Source organism: Sphingobacterium spiritivorum (genome assembly GCF_016725325.1).
GTDB lineage: Bacteria > Bacteroidota > Bacteroidia > Sphingobacteriales > Sphingobacteriaceae > Sphingobacterium.
The window spans coordinates 3,697,037-3,718,555 of the sequence record NZ_CP068083.1; the positions used below are offsets into that span (position 1 = coordinate 3,697,037).

Here is a 21,519-nt window from a genome sequence, read left to right on the forward strand (position 1 = left end):
GGTCACTAAATTGACTGTAAAAGTAGAGAATAAATATTTAAATGTTAACATTATTCTGCTAAATATCATCTTTAGGTATACTTTTTGAGGAGAAAAAAACTCCAATCTTCTTGATTCAAAAGCTACCTGGTATAAATGTTAAAATTCGTTAATTTTTTAAGCACTATTACTAATTAATTGCGTCTGACTACAGTTTTACCAAAACTATTCTTCATATTTACATCATGTTTAGAGGTATCAAAAATAAATTTTTGCGTTACTTTATTATCGCTGCCTATTCTATTGTACTGATTGTTTGTGCCGTACAGATTAACTTTCTTTGGCTATTTGGCTATTCCCCGACAAAAAAGGATATTGTCATGCCATCCCTTAATATTTCTACAGAGCTTTATACTGCCGATTCTGTTCTTATCGGACGATATTTTGAAGAAGACCGTGATCCGGTGCCTCATGATAGTATTTCACCCAATGTTCTGAATGCCCTGGTGGCTACAGAAGATATCCGTTTTTATAAGCATAATGGGATAGATTTTCTTGGACTTGCTTCCGGTATAGTGTCTACACTTACGGGTGACAAGCGCGGAGCCAGTACCATTACTCAGCAGCTGGCCAAAAATCTCTACCGTACCCGTTACAATACCTCAGCCGGTATTTTAGGTAAGGTACCCGGAGTAGGGCTGATCGTTAATAAATTTAAAGAATGGATGACGGCTTATAAACTGGAGAGTAAATATGGTAAGGAGGAAATTATTACGATGTATCTTAATACCGTCTCCTTTAGTAATAATGCTTACGGGATTAAGTCGGCCTCTCTGCGATATTTTAATAAAATGCCAAGTCAGTTAAGCGTTAACGAATCAGCTATGCTGATCGGAATGCTGAAAGGAACGACTTTATATAACCCATTGCGAAATCCTAAGAATGCGCTTCAGCGACGAAATGTAGTACTTGCTCAAATGCAAAAAGCAGGCTATCTGACCAAACAACAGGTAGATACCTATTCTGTGCAGGATCTGAATCTCAATACAAACAATGTCGATCGTCAGGATGCCAATGATTCTTATCTGAGAGCCGCCGTGCAACGCTGGCTGGAAGACTGGAGCAAGGAAAATGATATTGATATCTATAAAGACGGATTGAAAATCTATACCACTATTGACTCCCGCATGCAAAAGATTGCAGAAGAAATGGTGGGTAAACAGATGAAATTTTTGCAGCAGCGATTGAAGAATGCCTGGGGAAGTGAAGATCCCTGGAGAGATAAAGAAGGAAATGTAATCCCGAATTTTATTGAGAATCTCGCTAAGAAAACCCCTTATTACGCTGCGCTGGTTAAAAAATATCCGAATAACATGGATAGCGTGAATTACTATCTCAATAAACCAAAAGAGATGGAGATCTTTACGTGGAATGGTAATCAGAAGAAAGAGCTGTCTACGATGGATTCTATCAGACATTATGTCGTAATGCTAAATGCCGGAATGATGTCTATGGAGCCAAAAACAGGAGAAATCAAAGTTTGGGTAGGGGGTATCAACCACAAGTATTATAAATTTGACCATGTCAATCAATCCAAACGGCAGGCAGGTTCTACCTTCAAGCCTTTTGCTTATCTGGCAGCGCTGGAGTCCGGAAAATCACCTTGTGATAAGTATACAGACAAGCCTGTACGGATTTACGCCGGTCTTAAGGACGGAGTAGAAGAGTATTGGGAACCAAAAAATGCAGACTGGAATTTTAGCTACAGAGAAATGTCTCTGCGTTGGGCTATGGCACGTTCAGTCAATTCTATCACTGCTCAGATTACGGAAGAAGTAGGCTGGGATAAAGTTGTAGAAGCCGCACACAGGTGTGGTATAGACAGCCATCTGAAATCTGTGCCTTCAGTCAGTCTGGGATCCAATGATGTATCTGTGTTTGAAATGGTAAGAGCATATGCTACATTTATGAATGAAGGGAAGCGACTGGATCCGATCCTGGTATCCAAGATTGTTGATTTTGACGGAAATGTAATTGCTGAATTCAAAAAGAAAGAAAAAGAAGCCCTAACGAAAGAAAATGCCTGGTTGATGACCTATATGCTCCGTGGAGGTATGGAGGAACCGGGAGGAACTTCTCAGGCTCTTTGGGACTGGGATCTCTTTAAAAAAGAAAATCAGATTGGTGGAAAGACCGGTACATCTTCGGATTATGTAGATGGTTGGTATATGGGTGTGACAAAAGATCTGGTGACAGGTGTATGGGTCGGTTGTGATGAGCAAAGCATCCATTTCAAAAACTCTCACACCGGAGAAGGTTCTAAGACTGCATTACCAATTTTCGGTATGTTTCTGGAAGAATTATACAAACGTCCGGAGCTCGGATATACATTTGGTAAATTCCCTGATCCTACAGTCGAGATAACCAAAAAATATAAATGTGAAAGTCCAAGATTACCTGAGCGGACAGAAAGTGCTGATAGTACAGCGGTAGATCTTCCGGAAGGGGAAATTTTAGAAGGTGAAGGAGGAGAGCAAAACGGTGAACAGCCGGTAACCACACCTCAGCCACCTGCTTTGGATACAGACTCGACCCCAAATTAATACGTAGTCAGGGTATCTGTTTTTTTATTAATTTAACTTCATGAAAAGTACGTTATGTAGTCAATTGTCGAACAGTGCCAGGCTACTGTTCGCTTTAATTGCATTTTGTTTTATGTTGCCCAACATAAGTCAGGCTCAATATTTTGGTCAGAACAAAATGCGCTACAAAAAGCTGAATTTTAAGGTTTATGAAACTCCGCATTTTGATCTCTATTACTATCTGAAAAATGACAGTATGGTCAGGTGGCTGGCTAAAGAAAGCGAAGTTTGGTACGAATTACATCAGCAGGTATTCCAGGATACTTTCTTACGGAAGAATCCTGTTATTGTATACAGTAATCATCCCGAATTCCAACAAACTACAGCTATTCAGGGAGAGATCAGTGTCGGTACCGGCGGGGTAACAGAAGCATTCAAGCAGAGAGTGGTGATGCCGGTCATGCAGATCAATCAGCAAACACGTCACGTACTGGGGCATGAGCTGGTGCATGCCTTTCAATATCGGGTACTTATTGATGGTGGCGATTCTACCCGTCTGGAGAATATTATGAATCTGCCTCTATGGATGGTAGAAGGGATGGCCGAATATTTTTCTATAGGGAAAAAGGATGCCTTTACCTCCATGTGGATGCGTGATGCTTATCTGAATAAAGATATTCCGTCGCTTAAGCAGATGACAGAACAGTCTTACAAATACTTTCCTTACCGATACGGTCAGGCATTCTGGTCTTATGTCGGGTCTACCTACGGGGATACTGTGATTATGCCATTATTTATCGAAACGGCTAAATATGGTTATGAGGTTGCTATGAAGCGGGTATTCGGCTATGATGCACAGACCATGTCCAATCTGTGGAAAAACAGTATGGAGAATATGTATAAGAATTCCGGTAAAGATACAGTTTCAAGACCGGTCGGTACAGCGATACTCCATACCGGCAACTCCGGTCGGATGAATGTCTCACCTGCAATTTCTCCGGACGGCAAATATGTCGCATTTCTATCTGAAAAAGATATGTTCAGCATCGACCTCTTCCTTGCAGATGCCCACACGGGCAAAGTCATACGGAAGCTTGGGAGCCGGCTCACTAATAAAGATATAGACGAGTTTAGTTTTTTGGAATCTGCGGGTACTTTCTCTCCTGACAGCCGCAAGTTTGCTTTTTCAGTATTTAGTGCAGGTAAAAATAAATTAATGACAGTAGATGTGTTGACCGGTAAAACACTTTCAGTAGAGGCAATGGGAGATATTACAGAGTTTACAAATATTACCTGGGCCGCAGATGGAGATCATGTTGCTTTTTCCGGTCTGAAAAACGGACATAGTGATATTTACATTTATAATCTGAAGACCAAAAAACTGAATCAGCTGACAAATGATGTATATTCTGACTTTCAACCCAGTTTCTCCAGAGACGGAAAATTTATTGTATTCAGTACCGATCGGGTAGCGCTGGCTTCAGATAGCAGGTCGGTAGACATTCCTATGAATCTGGCTGTAGTAGACATCCGGACGAAAAATATTCAAAACCTGGACATTTTTCCGGGAGCAAATAATCTCAATCCACACTTTTCCTCTAACGGAGAGCAAATCTATTTTCTGTCCAACGGGGATGGATATCGTAATATGTACCGCTACACCGTCGCATCTGCTCAGGTGGAGAAATTGACAGATTATTTTACAGGTATCAGTGGTATCACAGAGTACTCTCCTGCGATGAGTATCTCGGCTACAGATGAGATCGTCTATTCGTATTTTAAAAATAATGCTTACAGTGTATATTATGCAAAGAGTTCAGATTTTACAGGGACTGTAGTAGATGCAGGGGCTGTTAATTTTGATGCAGCTATGCTTCCTCCTCCGGTAAGCCGCGGTGTGAATGTTGTCAATACCAATCTGCGTAATTTCAACGCTTTTGAGCGTATTGGAGATGATCAGATTAATACGATTGCTTATAAACCTAAGTTTAAACTCGATTATCTCGCCAACAGTGGAGTTGGAGTTTCTGTTGGAAGTCGTTACGGAGCCGGAATATCCAGTGGTATTCAGGGGATGTTCTCGGATATTCTTGGTTATAATCAGATTTTTGCGGCCTTAAATGTGAATGGTGAAATTCAGGACTTCGGAGGGCAGATCGCTTATATTAATCAGAAGGGACGCTTCAATTGGGGAGCCTCGTTGTCACATATTCCATATATTTCGGGATACAACACAAATGAATTTGAGGATTTTGGATATGGAGATGAGTTGTCATACAATACCTATTTAGTACGTACTTTTCAGCAACAGGCTGATGTTTTTGTTGCCTATCCGTTTAACAGGCACCACAGAGTGGAGCTCGGAGCAGCTGTTGTAAGATATAATTACCGGGTGGACAAATGGCGCCAGAGTTACTATTCCGGATATGGTGATCGCCGTAAGCTAAGTAATGAAGAGGCTTCACAATTAGGATTTGGCAATCTGAAACCTTTTGTAGTACAACAGGTCAATACTGCTTTGGTAGGAGATAATTCTGTATTCGGTATTGCAGCTCCTCTACAGGGGTATCGTTATCGTCTGGGAGTAGAGCAGTATTTTGGTGATTACACTTTTTCTGCAGTCAATATTGACCTGAGAAAGTATAACCGCTACAAGCCTGTCACTATAGCCGCGAGACTGTATTCTTATTCGCGTTTTGGCAGTAATGAAAATGCACTTTATCCTTTTTATATCGGATATCCGTATCTGATCCGCGGATATGAAAGTGGTGATTTTGACAGAAATGGCAAAGTAAGAATATCAGATCTTATGGGATCCCGTACTGCGGTATTTAATTTTGAAGTAAGGTTGCCGTTTACAGGGCCGGAAAAACTGGCTGCTGTAAAATCCGGATTCTTGTTCTCGGACTTAAATCTGTTTTTTGATGCAGGACTGGCCTGGTCAAAAGGAAACAAGGTGGTGTGGTCTTCGGATGACAGACCTATTGTACCATTAAAGGATGGTAAGGGAAATGTAATTGTGAATCCGGATACAAATCTTCCGGAGATGGGATATGATCCTAATTATAAGATTCCGGTTATGAGTGCCGGGGTTTCACTACGGATCAATTTGTTCGGAGCTATGATTCTGGAGCCATACTATGCTTTTCCTTTCGTAAAGACAAATTCTAAATCCGGGACGTTCGGAGTGAATTTCACTCCGGGTTGGTAGCGTGTTTTAATCAAAAGGGAGCCGTTGCATTATCTATGAGAGATAAGCAACGGCTTTTTTGTTATGTAGGATAGTTAAGGGCATATGCAGGGAACAAAGATTTTTCCAGTTTGGATTTTGTTTTCTGACCATTCTTTCTTTCACAATGCGGGGGAGAGAGGTAAGTTCTTTTCTGCGTTTCTCTGCCTGCTCGAAAGTGTCGACATATTCAAGATAAACAATACTGCTTAATTTGATAACCTGATTAAATAAAGAAGCGTGAACAGTTCTCATTTCCTGATATGTCGACTGTACATCTTGTGTCAGATTGACTTCAAGATGATGACGATTGCTGTCTGAGGCGATGTAAATGCAGTATTTTTTCATGTTTTCTTCTTGTTTTGGCTAATAAATTTGGTTTTTCTAAATCTATTTGCTAATTTTGATAGTACAATTATACTAACAATTTTAGTATTTACAAATTTTATTTAAAAAATTATTATGTCTAACATCGCCTCCAATCTGAAATACATCAGAAAGAAAAAAGGATTGACACAACAGCAATTTGCTGATTTAATGGAAATTAAGCGCGCTTCGGTGGGGGCGTATGAAGAGGATAGAGCAGAGCCTAAATACGAGTTGCTAAAAAAAATAGCTGAATATTTTGATCTGACGATGGATGAACTGGCAAACGATATTATAGATGATAAGTGGAAGCCTACTCCACGGAGTAATGCTTCCAATCTGCGTGTTCTTAGTGTAACGGTAGATCAAAAGGATCGTGAAAATATTGAATTGGTACCTGTCAAGGCGAGTGCAGGATATCTGAATGGATATGGTGATCCGGAATATGTAGCCGAATTGCCTAAATTTTCACTTCCAATGTTTAATCAGGGTACATACCGTGCTTTTGAAATAAAGGGAGATTCTATGTTGCCCTTGCCATCTGGCTCTGTTATAATAGGGGAGTATGTAGAAAACTGGCATGACATCAAGCCCGGACAGACTTATATAATTGTCTCTAAAGAAGAAGGTGTCGTGTATAAGCGTATTGCCTTTAAATATAAAGAAGAAAAAGGATTGAAGCTGGTATCCGATAACAAGACATATGAAGCATACTGGGTTGGTTCAGATGATATTCTGGAAGTCTGGAAAGCAAAGGCGTTTATAAGTACTGAACTGCCGGAGCCAAGTCCCGAACCTACTATGGAAACACTGACCTCGATGATGGCACAAATGCAAAAAACCATCAGTGCAGTAGTCGATAATAATAAGGCATAAAAAAGATGTTTTGGATTTTTAAAAATATTTTGTACTTTTGTACTATCTGAAAGGAAGGGGGCATCATATGCCCCCTTTTTTAATTCTTTATTGATTTAAAATAACAGTAATAGATGAAGACAAAGGTAGAACAGCGGGTTGAAGAGTTAGTGCTGGAAAAAATAGGAGACCGTGAGGATTTGTTTATTGTCAGTATAAAAATGCAAGGCAATGGCGTACTTGAAATTCTTGTTGACGGGGACTCCGGGATTGCGATTGATGATTGTGTAAAGATAAGCCGTCATGTTGGTTTTCATCTGGAAGAAGAGAATGTAATAGAAACTGCTTACCGTCTTGAAGTGTCTTCTCCGGGTATTGACAGTCCTCTGGTACTGAATCGTCAGTATGAGAAGAATATAGGACGTAATGTCCGGGTCAAGAATCACGAGGGAGAGAAGAGAGAAGGAAAGCTTCTGAATGTGACAGAAAACGACATTACAATCGAGGAAAGTAAAAAAGAAAAAGGGAAGAAAGCCGTTCCGGTTGAGTCGGTGATTCCATTTGAACAAATAAAGGAAACTAAGGTGTTAATTTCATTTAAGTAAAAATGAGCAGCAATATCAATTTGATTGACTCTTTTCAGGAGTTTAAAGAGTTTAAAAACATTGACCGTCCTACGGTAATCTCTGTGTTGGAAGAAGTATTCCGTAGCATGATCCGCAAACGGTTTGGTACAGATGAAAATGTAGACGTAATTGTCAACCCTGATAATGGTGACTTAGAGATCTGGAGAACACGTGTAGTCGTGGAAGATGAATTTTCAGAAGATGATGATCTGGAGATCGAGTTGGCAGAAGCAGTTAAGCATGATGCAGATCTTGAAGTAGGTGATGATTATATTGAGCAGATCACATTGGAAAGCTTCGGACGCAGAGCTATTCTGGCTGCACGTCAGACATTGGTTTCTAAAATTCTGGAACTTGAGAAAGACGAAGTTTTCAAAAAATATAAAGATCGTGAAGGAGAGTTAGTGATCGGTGAGGTGTATCAGATCTGGAAAAAAGAAATTCTGGTCCTTGATGATGACGGTAATGAATTGATTCTGCCTAAGACAGAACAGATTCCTGCGGATTATTTCAAAAAAGGAGATAGCATCCGTGCGGTAGTACATAAGGTAGATATGATGAACAACAATCCTAAGATCATTATCTCTCGTACAGCACCTGCATTTTTACAGCGTTTGTTTGAACTGGAAGTACCGGAGATCTTTGACGGATTGATTACTATCAAGAAGATTGTCCGGGAACCGGGAGAGCGTGCTAAGGTGGCCGTAGAATCTTATGATGACCGTATCGATCCGGTAGGAGCTTGTGTTGGTATGAAAGGATCGCGTATCCACGGTATTGTTCGTGAGTTGAGAAATGAAAACATTGATGTTATCAACTTTACAACAAACCATTCCTTATATATCACCCGTGCACTTAGCCCGGCGCGTATCAGCTCTATCAAAATTGATGAAGACAACAAGACGGCAGCTGTGTATCTGAAATCAGATCAGGTATCTCTGGCGATTGGCCGTGGAGGACACAATATTAAACTGGCAGGTAAACTGACAGGTTACGAGATCGATGTGTATCGTGAGAATGACGAATTTGATGAGGATGTGGACATCGAAGAATTCAGCGACGAAATCGAAGGATGGGTTATTGACGAATTGAAACGTGTAGGTCTGGATACCGCTAAATCTGTTCTTTCACTTACGGAAGAAGAGTTGGTAAGACGTACAGATCTTGAAGAAGATACCATTCAGGAAATTGTTCGCGTTTTACAGTCCGAGTTTGAATAGAACCCGGTCTAACAATTTATTATCTCAGCAATTTCGAATAAATTGTTAGTAACATGTAAAAAAAACATATTTTTGTATATACTTTATAATTACAGGACACAATAAATGACAGAAGGTAAAAGCATAAACTTACTAAAAGCAGCAAAAGAACTAAATATTGGTATAGCTACCGCTGTGGATTATTTAGTAAAAAAGGGATTTGATGTTGAATCTAAACCTAATACTAAATTATCGGGCGAGATGTACAATGTTCTTTTGAGCGAATTTCAGGGAGACAAAATTGTTAAGGACGAGGCAAAGCAAATCGTAATTGGTAAAATTCGTCGTGATGAGTCGCCTGCTGGAAGTAGCAATGCTGCGCCTAAAGAATCTGTCTCGGAGAATGAAGATACAGCAGAGGTAAAGGAGATCCTGATAAAGAATGCTCCAGCAGAACCAACTCCGGTAAAGGCTGATGTGCCAGAAGAGAAGAAACCTGCTGAGGATCATCCTCATCTTTCAGGTATGAAGATCGTCGGGAAGATTGATCTGGACAGCATAGGCAAAGGAAAGCCTAAAAAAGAAGAAAAGAGCGAAGTTGCTCCTAAAATAGAAGAACCTGTGAAGGTAGAGGTAAAAGTGGAAACTCCAAAGATCGTGGAAAAACCCGTAGAGCCTGTTCAGCCTGTTGTTGCTGAAAAAGTAGAAGCTCCAAAAGAAACTGTTGTTCCCCAGGCGGAGAAGCCAGTGGAACCTGCTAAACCAAAGGTGGAAGAAGTGAAACCGGAAGTTCAGGCTGTCAAAAAAGAAGAGGTTAAACCTGCAGAGCCCGCTAAACCGGCAGCACCTCAGGATGATGTCATCCGTGCGCGTGCTGAAAGCTTAAGCGGACCGAAAGTTATCGGTAAGATCGAATTGCCTACGGCAAGACCGTCACACCGTGACAGACCGGTAGCATCTTCTTCCAATGCAACAGGTAATGCGAACGATCAGAAACGTAAGCGTAAGCGTACTAATAACGGTCCGAATACCGGTGGAAACAACCAGGATCAGAATAGAGGCGGAAACCAGCAAGGTGGAAACCAACAAGGCGGTCAGGGTGGTAACAACCAAGGTAACAGAGGACCAGGTAATAACCAAAACCGTCCCGGTAATAATCAGGGGAACAGAGGTCCGGGTAACAACCAGGGCAACAGAGGTCCAGGAAATTATCAGGGTAACAGAGGTCCGGGTGGTAACAGACCTGATTTCAAGGGTAGAAATAAGCCTGTAGAAAACAAGGAAGAACCATCGGAAAAAGAAATCCAGGATCAAATCAAAGCTACACTTGCCCGTTTAAGTGGAGCTGGTAAGTCTGGTAAGTTTGCTCAACGTGCGAAATTACGTCGTCAGAAACGTGACGAAGTCGCTCACCATGCTGAAGAAGCTGCATTGGAACAGGAAATGATGGCCAATGTATTAAAAGTAACAGAGTTTGTTACTGCAAATGAGTTGGCAAACCTGATGAACGTATCCGTAACGCAAATTATCGCTACGTGTATGAGTCTGGGATTGTTCGTGTCTATCAACCAACGTCTGGATGCAGAGACATTAGCAATTGTAGCAGATGAATTTGGATACCAGATTGAATTCATCAAACCGGAAGATGAAGAAGTTGCAGAATTAGAGGAAGTCGATAATCCGGATAATCTGATTATGCGTGCTCCTATCGTAACGGTAATGGGTCACGTCGATCACGGTAAAACATCCCTTCTGGATTACATTCGTAAAGCGAATGTAACAGGTGGTGAAGCCGGAGGTATTACGCAGCACATCGGTGCATATGCCGTAAAACTGGAAGACGGAAGAAAAATAACATTCTTAGATACACCGGGTCACGAAGCCTTTACAGCAATGCGTGCCCGTGGTGCTAAAATCACAGATATTGCGATCATCGTAATCGCAGCAGACGATAGTGTGATGCCGCAGACCAAAGAGGCTATCAACCACGCACAGGCTGCAGGAGTACCGATTGTATTTGCATTCACCAAGGTAGATAAGCCGGGAGCAAACTCTGATCGTATCCGTGAACAATTATCAGCAATGAATATCCTTGTTGAAGATTGGGGAGGAAAATACCAATGTCAGGAAATTTCAGGTAAGACAGGTCTGAATGTAGATTTATTACTGGAAAAAGTATTGCTGGAAGCAGAAATGCTGGATCTTAAAGCCGATCCTAAAAAACGTGCTGTAGGATCTGTTATTGAAGCTGCTCTGGATAAAGGACGTGGTATTGTTACTACAGTATTGATACAGGGAGGTACACTTCGTGTCGGAGATCCAATCCTGGCCGGATCACATAGTGGTAAAGTAAAAGCATTGACCAATGAACGCGGAGAACGCGTGAAAGAGGTTGGTCCTTCTACACCGGTACAGATATTAGGTATGGCAGGAGCGCCTACAGCGGGTGACAAATTCTATGTATTGGAAAGTGAGTCAGAAGCACGTCAGGTGGCTAACAAACGTCTGCAGTTACAGCGTGAGCAAGGTATGCGTGCTCAGAAACATATTACGTTAGCAGAGATCGGTCGCCGTTTGGCAATCGGAAACTTCAAAGAGCTGAATGTAATTGTGAAAGGTGACGTAGATGGTTCTATAGAAGCATTATCAGATTCATTATTAAACTTATCTACAGATGAGATTCAGGTAAATGTAATCCACAAATCAGTAGGTCAGATTTCCGAATCAGACGTATTGCTGGCTTCTGCATCAGATGCGATCATCATCGGTTTCCAGGTAAGACCTTCTCAAAATGCACGTAAGATTGCAGAGCAGGAGCAGATTGACATCCGCCTTTACTCTATCATCTACGATGCTATTGAAGAACTTAAATCTGCGATGGAGGGTATGTTGGCTCCGAAACTGGAAGAGAAGATCGTGGCGAATGTCGAGATCAGAGAGACTTTCAAAATTTCGAAAGTGGGTACTATTGCCGGATGTATGGTATTAGACGGTAAGATCAACCGAAACAGTGATATCCGTATCGTACGTGACGGTGTGGTTGTATTCACCGGAAAGCTTGCCTCACTGAAACGTTTCAAAGACGATGTGAAAGAAGTATCTCAAGGTTACGAATGTGGTCTTAATATTCAGGGATACAATGATATTCATGTCGGAGATATCGTGGAAGCCTTCGAACAAGTCGAAGTTAAACGTAAGTTGTAAAAGACTGAAAAGAATAACAAGTATAAAGAATCCCCTTTCATTGCAAAATGAAAGGGGATTCCTTTTATAATCGAATCCGAAAACAGCTATTTCGGTTAAATCTGTAATACAACGTGAGAGGGTATAGAATCTAAATGAATTTATACCAAAACAGACTTTTTGAACCTATAATCCTATTTATTACTTGCTTGGATTTCAAAAGCATCTTATCTTTGAAACATGCATAAACTTCGGATTTCCGCATTAACTCCAGAGGCGAATAATAACATTTCTATAGATTTTGAACCGGTATCGGGGCCTTATCCTGTGTATAAAGCCGGGCAGTTTCTAACCCTGATTTTCACTTTCGGAGACCGCGAAGTCCGTCGCTCTTATTCCTTTAAAAGTTCACCAGATGTAGACGAACCTTTAAGTATTGCTGTGAAAAGAGTAGATAACGGTGAGATTTCTCGTTTTTTACATCATAAGATTACAGTCGGAGAAGAGATTGAAGTACTGGATCCTCAGGGTTTATTTATATATGAACCTGTACCTGATACGACAAGGACTGTGTTTTTGTTTGCTGCAGGTATTGGCATTACTCCGTTATTTTCCATTCTGAAGACAGCTTTAATAAGAGAACGGAAATCCAAAATCGTATTAGTGTACAGCAACAGTTCTCCGGAACAGACGCCTTTTCTGGAAGAACTTGACAGTTGGCAGAAAAACTATCCGGACCGTTTTCATATCATATGGATTTTTTCAAACAGCAAAAACCTGATGAAAGCCCGTCTGAACAGAGATTTTATCTATGATATTTTGAAACAATATGTAGAAGAACTCAAAACGGATACCCTTTTCTACACTTTCGGACCTGTTATTTATATGGATCTTTGCCGTTTTACTTTATTGGGTATGGGCTATGCAGACAGTCAAATCAAAAGAGAGACATTTCTGTTGCCGGAAAATGAAGAAGATGACGATGATGAAACAGAAAAGGAAGTAGATAAAACAACTTATTCCATTACGCTTAACTTTCTCGGCCAACGTCACCAACTGTCTGTACCTTATAACAAAACAATTCTTGATGTAGGGTTAGAGAATAAAATCAAACTGCCTTATTCCTGTAAATCGGGTATGTGCAGTACCTGTATTTCACAATGTTCATCCGGAAATGTGCGAATGGATTATAACGAAGTATTGACAGACAGGGAAGTCGCTAACGGACGTATTTTATTATGTACCGGGCATCCGACCGAAGATGGAACTGTAATTGATGTCGTATAGGTAAAAACTTTGTACTGGCGTTACTTTTCATTACATTTGGGACATAACCAAGTGTAATATATTTATGAGTGAGCTGATCTGGACACCTTCTGCTGATTATCAGAAAAATTCTGCATTATTCGATTTTAAAACCTTTGTTGAAGAGCGTTATCAGCTTTCTTTTAGAGATTATGAAACGTTGTGGAAATGGTCTGTTTCTGAACCTGAAGATTTTTGGCATTCTGTATTTCAGTATTTCGATCTTAAATCCCATTCTCCGTTTGATGCTGTTATTACATACTCCAGACAGGGATTTATCGGTACAGAATGGTTTCGGGGTGCGACACTCAATTATGCTGAACATGTCTTTCGCAATGAGACAGATAAACGTCCGGCTATTCTCTATCAGGCTGAACAGACGCCTGTTAAAGAAGTATCCTGGTCTCAGTTGAAAGATCAGGTACGTGCTATACAACAGTTTTTGATCAGAAAGGGTATTAAAGAAGGAGATCGGGTAGCGGGTATACTCAATAATACAACAGAAACCATTGCTATATTCTTGGCGGTGAATGCTATTGGAGCTATATGGTCCTGTTGTTCAACTGATTTCGGAAGTGCAAGTATTGTCGAACGCTTTACTTTGATTGAACCCAGGATTCTTTTTGCAGATTCGGGTTATGATTATAACGGAAAGAAATATGATAAGCAGGAAACTGCGGTAACCATTAAAGAACAGATTCCTTCCATTACCGATCTTGTCATGGTAAATGGGGCAGATTGGGATTTAATAATACAGGAGGCTGATCCTGCACAGCCTCTCACATTTCGGCCAGTTCCATTTGATCATCCTATCTGGATACTGTATTCTTCAGGTACAACCGGAAAACCTAAGGCAATCACACATAGTTCAGGCGGTAATTTGATTGAACATTATAAAGCGCTGGCTTTACACCAAAATGTACAGGAGGGAGATCGCTTTATGTGGTATACGACTACGGGTTGGATGATGTGGAATTATGCTATTTCATCTCTTCTGGTTGGAGCTACTTTGTGTATCTATGATGGCTCTCCTATCTTTCCGGAGCGGAAATCTATCTGGAATTTTGTTGCTGATCAGCATGTAGATCATCTTGGTGCCGGGGCAGCCTACTTTACATCCTGTCAGGATCTGTCATTATCAGAACTTAATATTAAACTCAAAACCATTGGTTCCACAGGTTCTCCTTTGCCTCCGGATACTTTCCAATGGTTGCAAGGACAGCTGAAGGATGTACAAATTGTTTCTTTAAGTGGTGGTACGGATGTCTGCAGTGCTTTTCTTTCGGGTAGTACATTATTGCCTGTCTTTGCCGGTGAAATCCAGTGCCGTACGTTAGGTTCAAAAATAGAAGCCTATAATGAAGATGGTGTCGCGGTATACGATGAAGTGGGAGAACTGGTAATCGAAGTACCTATGCCTTCTATGCCGCTTTACTTTTGGAAGGATAAGGATAATGCTAAATATCTGGAAAGTTATTTTGATAAATATCCTGGCGTCTGGTGTCATGGAGACTGGATCAAAATAACCCGAAATAATAACGGTATCATTATGTATGGCAGATCTGATGCCACTTTAAACAGGGGAGGAGTACGTATAGGTACCGCAGAGGTATATAATGTGCTGAATACGTTTGAAGATGTGGAAGACAGTCTTGTGATCTGTATTGATTTGGATAACGGGGATTCTGTTATGCCATTGTATGTCAAGATGAAAGCGGGAGTGGAACTTACGGATGAACTTCGGACGGAGATCAAAAAACAACTACGAAGTACTTATAGTCCCAGACACGTACCCGATGAAATCCTGGCAGTACCGGATATCCCTTATACAATGAGTGGAAAGAAGCTGGAGATTCCTGTTAAGAAACTAATGATGGGCGTACCCATAGACCGGGCTGTTAGTATCGATGTGGTGAAAAATCCCGATTCTCTCAATTATTGGATAGATCTCTGTAAAAAAGTATAATTAATATATAGCAAGACGGATAAAGTGTAGTAGATATTGCTGGTGAGGACACTCAGCAAACGCCATGGCTCATTTCCTATCTGTTATCCTGAATGCGTCATTAGTTGATATTCTTACTAAGACTGATATGGTAGATATTGCTAATGAGGACACCTAGCAAACGTCAGAGATAATTACCTAGCTGTTATTCTGAATGTGTTATCAGTGGATCTTCTTGCTAAGAACGATAAAGTGTAGTAGATATTGCCGGTGAGGAAAACGCAATGGGGGGGAGTGCTGTATCTTTAATTCTTGAATGAGTCGTCAGAAGGTATTCTTGTTAACTCTTAAACGCGTCAGTTGGCGTCCCCGCCAACTGCTTACGTTTATATATTTTCCGCACAGAGGTTATGTTATACAACCCCCTGTGCAATCATTGCTTTAGCTACTTTTAGAAACCCGCCTATATTAGCACCTTTCAGGTAATTAATATAGTTGTCCTCATGACCGTATTTCACACAGGTTCTATGGATATTTTCCATAATACCATGTAATTTTTTGTCTACTTTCTCTTTAGTCCATTGCTCTCTGATCGAATTTTGAGACATCTCTAATCCCGATACAGCTACACCTCCGGCGTTGGCTGCCTTACCCGGAGCAAAGATAAGCCGTGCTTTGTGAAAGAGTTTGATGGCTTCAGCGGTGGAAGGCATATTTGCTCCTTCAGCTACACAGGTACAACCGTTAGCTATTAGTTTTTGAGCATCTTCTCCATCCAGTTCATTTTGGGTAGCACAAGGTAATGCAATGTCACACTTGAATTCCCATGGTTTTTTACCTTCATAATATTTTGCATCCGGATATTTTGAAATATATTTATCCAGATCACGACCTATAGTGGCAACGAAAGCCAGTTTCTCTGCAGTAATTCCCTGTTCGTCATACAATACGCCCTGACTATTGGATAATGTAATTACTTTAGCTCCCAGTTGTATCGCTTTTTCTGCAGCATAGAAAGCTACATTGCCTGCTCCTGAAATGGCTACAATCTTATCTTTCAGTTCTTCATTGCGGTAATCATAGATACAGGATACAAAATATAGCAATCCATATCCTGTAGCTTCCGGTCTGATATAAGAGCCACCCCAGTTGGCGCCTTTACCTGTAAGTACCCCTGTAAAGTTGTTTTGAAGACGCTTGTATTGTCCGAACATATAGCCGATTTCGCGTTCTCCTACACCTATATCTCCGGCAGGAACATCAGTTTCTGCTCCGATATGACGGTAAAGTTCGGAAATAAAGCTTTGACAAAATTTCATAATCTCCGTGTCCGATTTACCTTTCGGATTGAAATCAGAACCTCCTTTACCACCTCCGATAGGAAGACTGGTCAGACTGTTTTTAAAGACCTGTTCGAAAGCCAGAAACTTAAGTATACTCAGATTGACATTTGGTGCAAACCGTAATCCTCCTTTGTAAGGACCTATCGCACTGTTCATTTGTACACGGTAACCCCGGTTCACCTCAATTTCGTTTTTATCGTTTAACCAGGTTACACGGAAAGAGATCACACGCTCAGGTTCAGCTAAGCGTTCCAGAACTTTCATCTTTAACAGTTGAGGTTGATGTTGTTCAATATAAGGGATCAGATCTTCCGCAACCTCCGTCACAGCTTGTAAGAATTCGGGTTCGTTAGGGTTGCGCTTTTCGATGTAATCAATAAATGTATTATATACTTTAGACATAAGGTATTAGGAAGTTTATTAAATATAGTTGCTAATATATAAAAAAAATGCTGCAATTGTTAATATTTTCACAATTGCAGCAGCGTTAATTTGTTATTTTTTAATATATAGCAGGCTTATTCTTACCAGCCTTTTACCGCATTTCCTTTAAATATTTTATGGGCCACTTCTTCCACTTCCGGAGACTGATAAGCCTGTACAAATTTCTTTATGCGTTCATCATCTTTATTATCTGTACGGGTTACGATCAGGTTGACATAAGGAGATTCCTTATCTTCAGCAAATAATCCGTCTTTTTCCGGATCAAGTCCGGCCTGAGATGCAAATGTGTTGTTGATAATAGCGACATAGACTTCTTTATCATCCAATACTCTTGGTAGCTGAGGTGCTTCAAGCTCCAGGAATTTGATTTGTTTCGGATTTTCAAGAATATCTGTGACCTTAGGCAGAATACCTGTATTCTCTTTTAATTTGATAAGACCTTGCTTTTGAAGAAGCAGTAAAGATCTGCCTCCGTTGGTAGGATCGTTAGGGATAACGATAGTCTGTCCCGGAAGCAGTTCACTGATATTTTTGATCTTTTTGGAATAGGCTACGATAGGATATACAAATGTCTTGGCTACCGGAACAAGCTTATATCCCCTCTGCTTAGACTGTTCGTCCAGATAGGGCTGATGCTGAAAAGCATTTGCATCTAAATCTCCCTGATTCAGGGCTTCGTTTGGCACAACATAGTCGTTGAACGTCACCAGCTCCACATCCAGATTGTACTTTTCTTTGGCGACCTTTGCAGCTGTCTCTGCGATTTCCTTCTCGGGACCAGCCACAATGCCGATTTTCAATGTCTGGCTGTCTTTTTTATTTCCGTTACACGCACTGAGTGTCAGTACTGCTGCAACAAGAATACATATGTGTTTTGTGCGTATGTTCATATCTTAATATTTGTATTATCTGTGATTTGTTTTCTTTGCGATAAAATCTCCGGTAAACTGCAGTATAAATACGATCAGTATCAGGAGGATCAATACTGCATTCATAATAAAAGCATCATATCCTATATAGCCATACTGATAACCTATTTGCCCTAATCCTCCGGCGCCTACTGCTCCGCCCATGGCTGAATATCCTACTAAAGTGATCAGCGTTATGGTTGCATTATTGACCATAGAGGGTAAGCTTTCCGGCAACAATACTTTTAGTATTATTTGTTTATGAGTCGCTCCCATTGCTCTGGCAGCTTCAATAAGTCCGGCAGGAATTTCCAACAGACTGTTTTCTACAAGACGGGCAACAAAAGGAGCTGCCCCAATGCTCAGCGGAACTAATGCTGCTGATACACCAATAGATGTACCTACCAATTCTCTGGTAAAGGGAATCATCCAGACGATCAGAATAATAAAAGGAATGGATCTGAAAATATTGACTATTACAGAAGTTACCTGGTGTATAACTCTATTTTCCATTATCTGTCCTTTGCGTGTGACAAAGAGAAGAATTCCCGTAGGAAGTCCTAATAAAAAACCAAAGAAACCGGAGGCAAATGTCATGACCAGTGTTTGCCAGGTCCCCTCTAATAATAGTTTAACTATGGTATCAGACATATCCTATAATTTCAAAAGATGAATAATTAGTTTTCAGATAAGTCAGGCTTTCTTGTATAGCCTGAGATTCTCCTCCAAGTTCCAGAAACATCAGCCCAAAATTGGACTGACCAATGTATTCGATTTGTGCACTTATCAGTTTGGCATCTGTATGATACAATCGTTGCAGATCAGAAATCAGCAGAGACTGTTGTTCGTTACCTGTAATAAATAATTTAACAACCGGGTTTCCTGTCTCTTTCAATTTATGCTGAATTGCTTGCGGAAGTTCGGCATTAAAAGATGAAGCGATGAATTGTTTTGTAACCTCCTCTTTGGGAGTGGTGAATATCTGTTCTACTGTTCCCTGTTCTATGAGTCTGCCATGATCTAAGACCGCCACACGATCGCAAATTGTCTTTATCACTTCCATTTCGTGTGTGATCAGCAATATTGTCAGATTCAATTTTTTATTGATTGATCTTAATAATTGCAGGATAGACTTAGTCGTATGCGGATCAAGTGCACTTGTAGCCTCATCACACAACAGAATGGAAGGGTTATTGGCCAGTGCACGTGCGATGGCTACACGTTGTTTTTGTCCTCCGGACAAGTTTGCCGGGTAATCGTTTGCTTTGGATTCCAGACCAACAAGTTGTAATAATTCGTTTACCCGTTCCTTGATCCATATTTTGGGCTTACTTGTCAATTCCAGCGGAAAAGCTATATTTTCAGATACGGTACGGGAAGAGAATAAATTAAAATGCTGGAAGATCATACCTATTTCTCTTCTTTTGACGGTAAGTTGCTGTTGTGGAAGAACCATAATATTTTGACCGTTAATCACTATTGCGCCTTTATCCGGTCGCTCCAGTAGATTGACACAGCGTATCAGTGTACTTTTTCCTGCTCCGGAGCTTCCAATAACTCCATAAATTTCTCCTTCGCTGATCTTTATCGAAACATCTGCCAGTGCATTTGTAGAAATGCCTTTACTCTTAAATGTTTTTGAAATATTGACTAACTCTACCATTTAACTATATTAATAACATTTCGTACAAAAAAACCTTTCATTACATACTGAAAGGCTTATACTTAATAGGTGTTATATGCGCCAAAGGTATCAAATCTTTCTTTTTTTTCAAAGCAAATTCGATGTCTGGTCTGTGAGAATAGCTGCAATAGGGATCAACATTCTTATTTGTACCGGAATGTCTCAAAAGTGCTCCTTTTATAGGTATTTGGAATTGTCAGATTTTGGCAATATAAAAGACTATTAGTTTTGTCGAGAATAGTGTATAATAACGACCTGTAATAATGGATATTTCTTTTGTTATCAATGAATTATTAAATGTGATTTTTGAGGGAAGGAAAAAAATAAAAATTTGACTTTTTTATTTTTTTGGTAAAACTGTCAAATATTATATTTGTATAAATAAAATATTACCTAAAATGCTTAACTTGCCTAAAGTTTAGTTACAATGTTATCAATATTACAAACAAAACAATAGATTATTAAATAATATGGAAAATCAGGTTAAAGAGGCCAACGGTAAGTTGGGGATTTTAATTCCGGGCCTGGGGGCTGTTGCTACTACTTTGATTGCCGGTGTAGCCGCTATTAACAAAGGATTATCGTTGCCTATTGGTTCAGTTTCTCAATTGAGTCGTATTCGTCTGGGCAAACGTACAGAAGACAGAAATCCATTAATCAAAGATTTCGTTCCATTGGCAAAATTGGAAGATATCGTTTTTGGTGGCTGGGATGTTTACGAAGACAATGTGTATGTTGCTGCTTCTAAAGCGAAAGTATTGGAGCAAGGTCAGTTGGATCAGGTAAAAGAGGTGTTGGAAAATATTAAACCTATGAAAGCTGTTTTTGACAAAAACTTTGTCAAAAACCTGGATGGGACACATATTAAAACTGAAACTACCCGTCGTGAACTGGCGGATGCTGCACGTAAGGATATCCGTGATTTCAAAGAGCAGAATGGCCTTGACCGCGTTGTGATCGTATGGTGTGGTTCTACAGAAAGATATATCGAAACTAATGATGCATTTTCTACTGTTGCAAAACTGGAAGAAGCATTGGATAATGACGACAAGCGCATCCCGCCAAGTATGATTTATTGTTATGCGGCATTGATGGAAGGAGTACCTTATGTAAATGGTGCACCAAACCTGACTTGTGATGTACCTGCTATTGAAGAGCTGGCGCAGACAAATGGTGTTGCTATTGCCGGTAAAGATTTTAAAACAGGACAAACGTTGATGAAAACAATCGTTGCCCCTGGTTTGCAGGCTAGAGCATTAGGTGTAGAAGGTTGGTTCTCAACAAATATTCTGGGTAACCGTGACGGTCTGGTACTGGATGATCCTGAAAACTTTAAAACGAAAGAAGTTTCTAAATTATCGGTATTGGAAGAGATTCTTGATGCTAAGAAAAACCCTGAATTATATGGTGATCTTTACCATAAAGTAAGAATCAATTACTATCCTCCGCATGGTGACAACAAAGAGTCATGGGATAATATCGATATCTTCGGATGGATGGGTTACAAAATGCAGATCAAAATTAACTTCCTGTGTAGAGACTCGATTCTTGCAGCACCAGTTGCATTAGATCTTGCTTTATTCATTGATCTTGCTCAGCGTGCGGGTATGTCCGGTATTCAGGAATGGTTGTCATTCTACCTGAAATCACCTCAGACAGCACCTGGATTACCTCCGGAACATGATATCTTCAAACAACTTATGAAATTGCAGAATACATTGCGTCATATGATGGGGGAAGATTTGATTACTCATTTGGGATTGGATTATTACCAGGAGTTGGTAGACAGTATCCAATAATGATTTTGACAATATAATTTTTCAAAGGGAGGCGATTTGTCTCCCTTTCTTACCATTACTTTTCCGGTGATG

General features: G+C 40.3%; 14 protein-coding genes. 9 read left to right on the forward strand and 5 right to left on the reverse strand.

Annotated features, from left to right (window positions below; translation table 11 throughout):
- The first annotated feature begins 224 nt into the window (after positions 1-224).
- The gene (locus I6J02_RS15500; RefSeq protein WP_201678742.1) at positions 225-2,582 is read left to right on the forward strand and encodes a transglycosylase domain-containing protein; all 2,358 of its coding nucleotides are present in this window, start codon (positions 225-227) and stop codon (positions 2,580-2,582) included.
- Positions 2,583-2,694: 112 nt separating this feature from the next.
- Positions 2,695-5,772 carry a DPP IV N-terminal domain-containing protein gene (locus I6J02_RS15505; RefSeq protein ID WP_201678743.1) on the forward strand — a complete coding sequence of 1,026 codons (3,078 nt, stop codon included), beginning with the start codon at positions 2,695-2,697 and terminating at the stop codon, positions 5,770-5,772.
- 33 nt (positions 5,773-5,805) lie between these two features.
- On the opposite strand, the gene I6J02_RS15510 is transcribed toward I6J02_RS15505, so the two are convergent.
- On the reverse strand, positions 5,806-6,138 hold the full coding sequence (locus tag I6J02_RS15510; protein WP_201678744.1) for a hypothetical protein: 333 nt from the start codon (positions 6,136-6,138) through the stop codon (positions 5,806-5,808).
- Between the two features lie 114 nt (positions 6,139-6,252).
- On the opposite strand from I6J02_RS15510, the gene I6J02_RS15515 reads away from it, so the two are divergent.
- The 6 genes from I6J02_RS15515 to I6J02_RS15540 all read left to right on the forward strand — a co-directional run bounded on the left by I6J02_RS15515 (position 6,253) and on the right by I6J02_RS15540 (position 15,290).
- Positions 6,253-7,032, forward strand: a complete 780-nt coding sequence (locus I6J02_RS15515; protein WP_201678745.1) for an XRE family transcriptional regulator — start codon at positions 6,253-6,255, stop codon at positions 7,030-7,032.
- Positions 7,033-7,145: 113 nt separating this feature from the next.
- Entirely contained in the window at positions 7,146-7,616 is a 471-nt protein-coding gene (rimP, locus tag I6J02_RS15520; RefSeq protein ID WP_201678746.1) for a ribosome assembly cofactor RimP, read from the forward strand.
- 2 nt (positions 7,617-7,618) lie between these two features.
- Positions 7,619-8,857, forward strand: coding sequence for a transcription termination factor NusA (gene nusA / locus I6J02_RS15525; RefSeq protein ID WP_002994057.1), 1,239 nt, complete (start codon positions 7,619-7,621; stop codon positions 8,855-8,857).
- A 105-nt stretch (positions 8,858-8,962) separates the two neighbouring features.
- On the forward strand, positions 8,963-12,040 hold the full coding sequence (gene infB / locus I6J02_RS15530; RefSeq protein WP_201678747.1) for a translation initiation factor IF-2: 3,078 nt from the start codon (positions 8,963-8,965) through the stop codon (positions 12,038-12,040).
- Between the two features lie 219 nt (positions 12,041-12,259).
- Entirely contained in the window at positions 12,260-13,306 is a 1,047-nt protein-coding gene (locus tag I6J02_RS15535) for a ferredoxin--NADP reductase (RefSeq protein WP_201678748.1), read from the forward strand.
- A gap of 64 nt (positions 13,307-13,370) precedes the next feature.
- Positions 13,371-15,290, forward strand: coding sequence for an acetoacetate--CoA ligase (locus I6J02_RS15540; RefSeq protein ID WP_201678749.1), 1,920 nt, complete (start codon positions 13,371-13,373; stop codon positions 15,288-15,290).
- A 392-nt stretch (positions 15,291-15,682) separates the two neighbouring features.
- Here the strand turns inward: I6J02_RS15540 and gdhA are convergent, their stop codons facing one another.
- From gdhA to I6J02_RS15560, 4 genes are all read right to left on the reverse strand, one after another.
- Positions 15,683-17,014 (reverse strand): NADP-specific glutamate dehydrogenase, encoded by a 1,332-nt coding sequence (gene gdhA, locus I6J02_RS15545; RefSeq protein WP_201678750.1) that lies wholly within the window; start codon positions 17,012-17,014, stop codon positions 15,683-15,685.
- A gap of 122 nt (positions 17,015-17,136) precedes the next feature.
- Positions 17,137-17,946 (reverse strand): methionine ABC transporter substrate-binding lipoprotein MetQ, encoded by an 810-nt coding sequence (gene metQ / locus I6J02_RS15550; RefSeq protein ID WP_201678751.1) that lies wholly within the window; start codon positions 17,944-17,946, stop codon positions 17,137-17,139.
- Between the two features lie 15 nt (positions 17,947-17,961).
- The gene (gene metI / locus I6J02_RS15555; protein WP_201678752.1) at positions 17,962-18,615 is read right to left on the reverse strand and encodes a methionine ABC transporter permease MetI; all 654 of its coding nucleotides are present in this window, start codon (positions 18,613-18,615) and stop codon (positions 17,962-17,964) included.
- Positions 18,608-19,627 carry a methionine ABC transporter ATP-binding protein gene (locus I6J02_RS15560; protein ID WP_201678753.1) on the reverse strand — a complete coding sequence of 340 codons (1,020 nt, stop codon included), beginning with the start codon at positions 19,625-19,627 and terminating at the stop codon, positions 18,608-18,610. The genes metI and I6J02_RS15560 overlap by 8 nt, the downstream gene beginning before the upstream one ends.
- A gap of 491 nt (positions 19,628-20,118) precedes the next feature.
- Between I6J02_RS15560 and I6J02_RS15565 the strand changes: the two genes are divergently transcribed.
- The gene (locus tag I6J02_RS15565; protein WP_201678754.1) at positions 20,119-21,447 is read left to right on the forward strand and encodes an inositol-3-phosphate synthase; all 1,329 of its coding nucleotides are present in this window, start codon (positions 20,119-20,121) and stop codon (positions 21,445-21,447) included.
- The last annotated feature ends 72 nt before the right edge of the window (positions 21,448-21,519 follow it).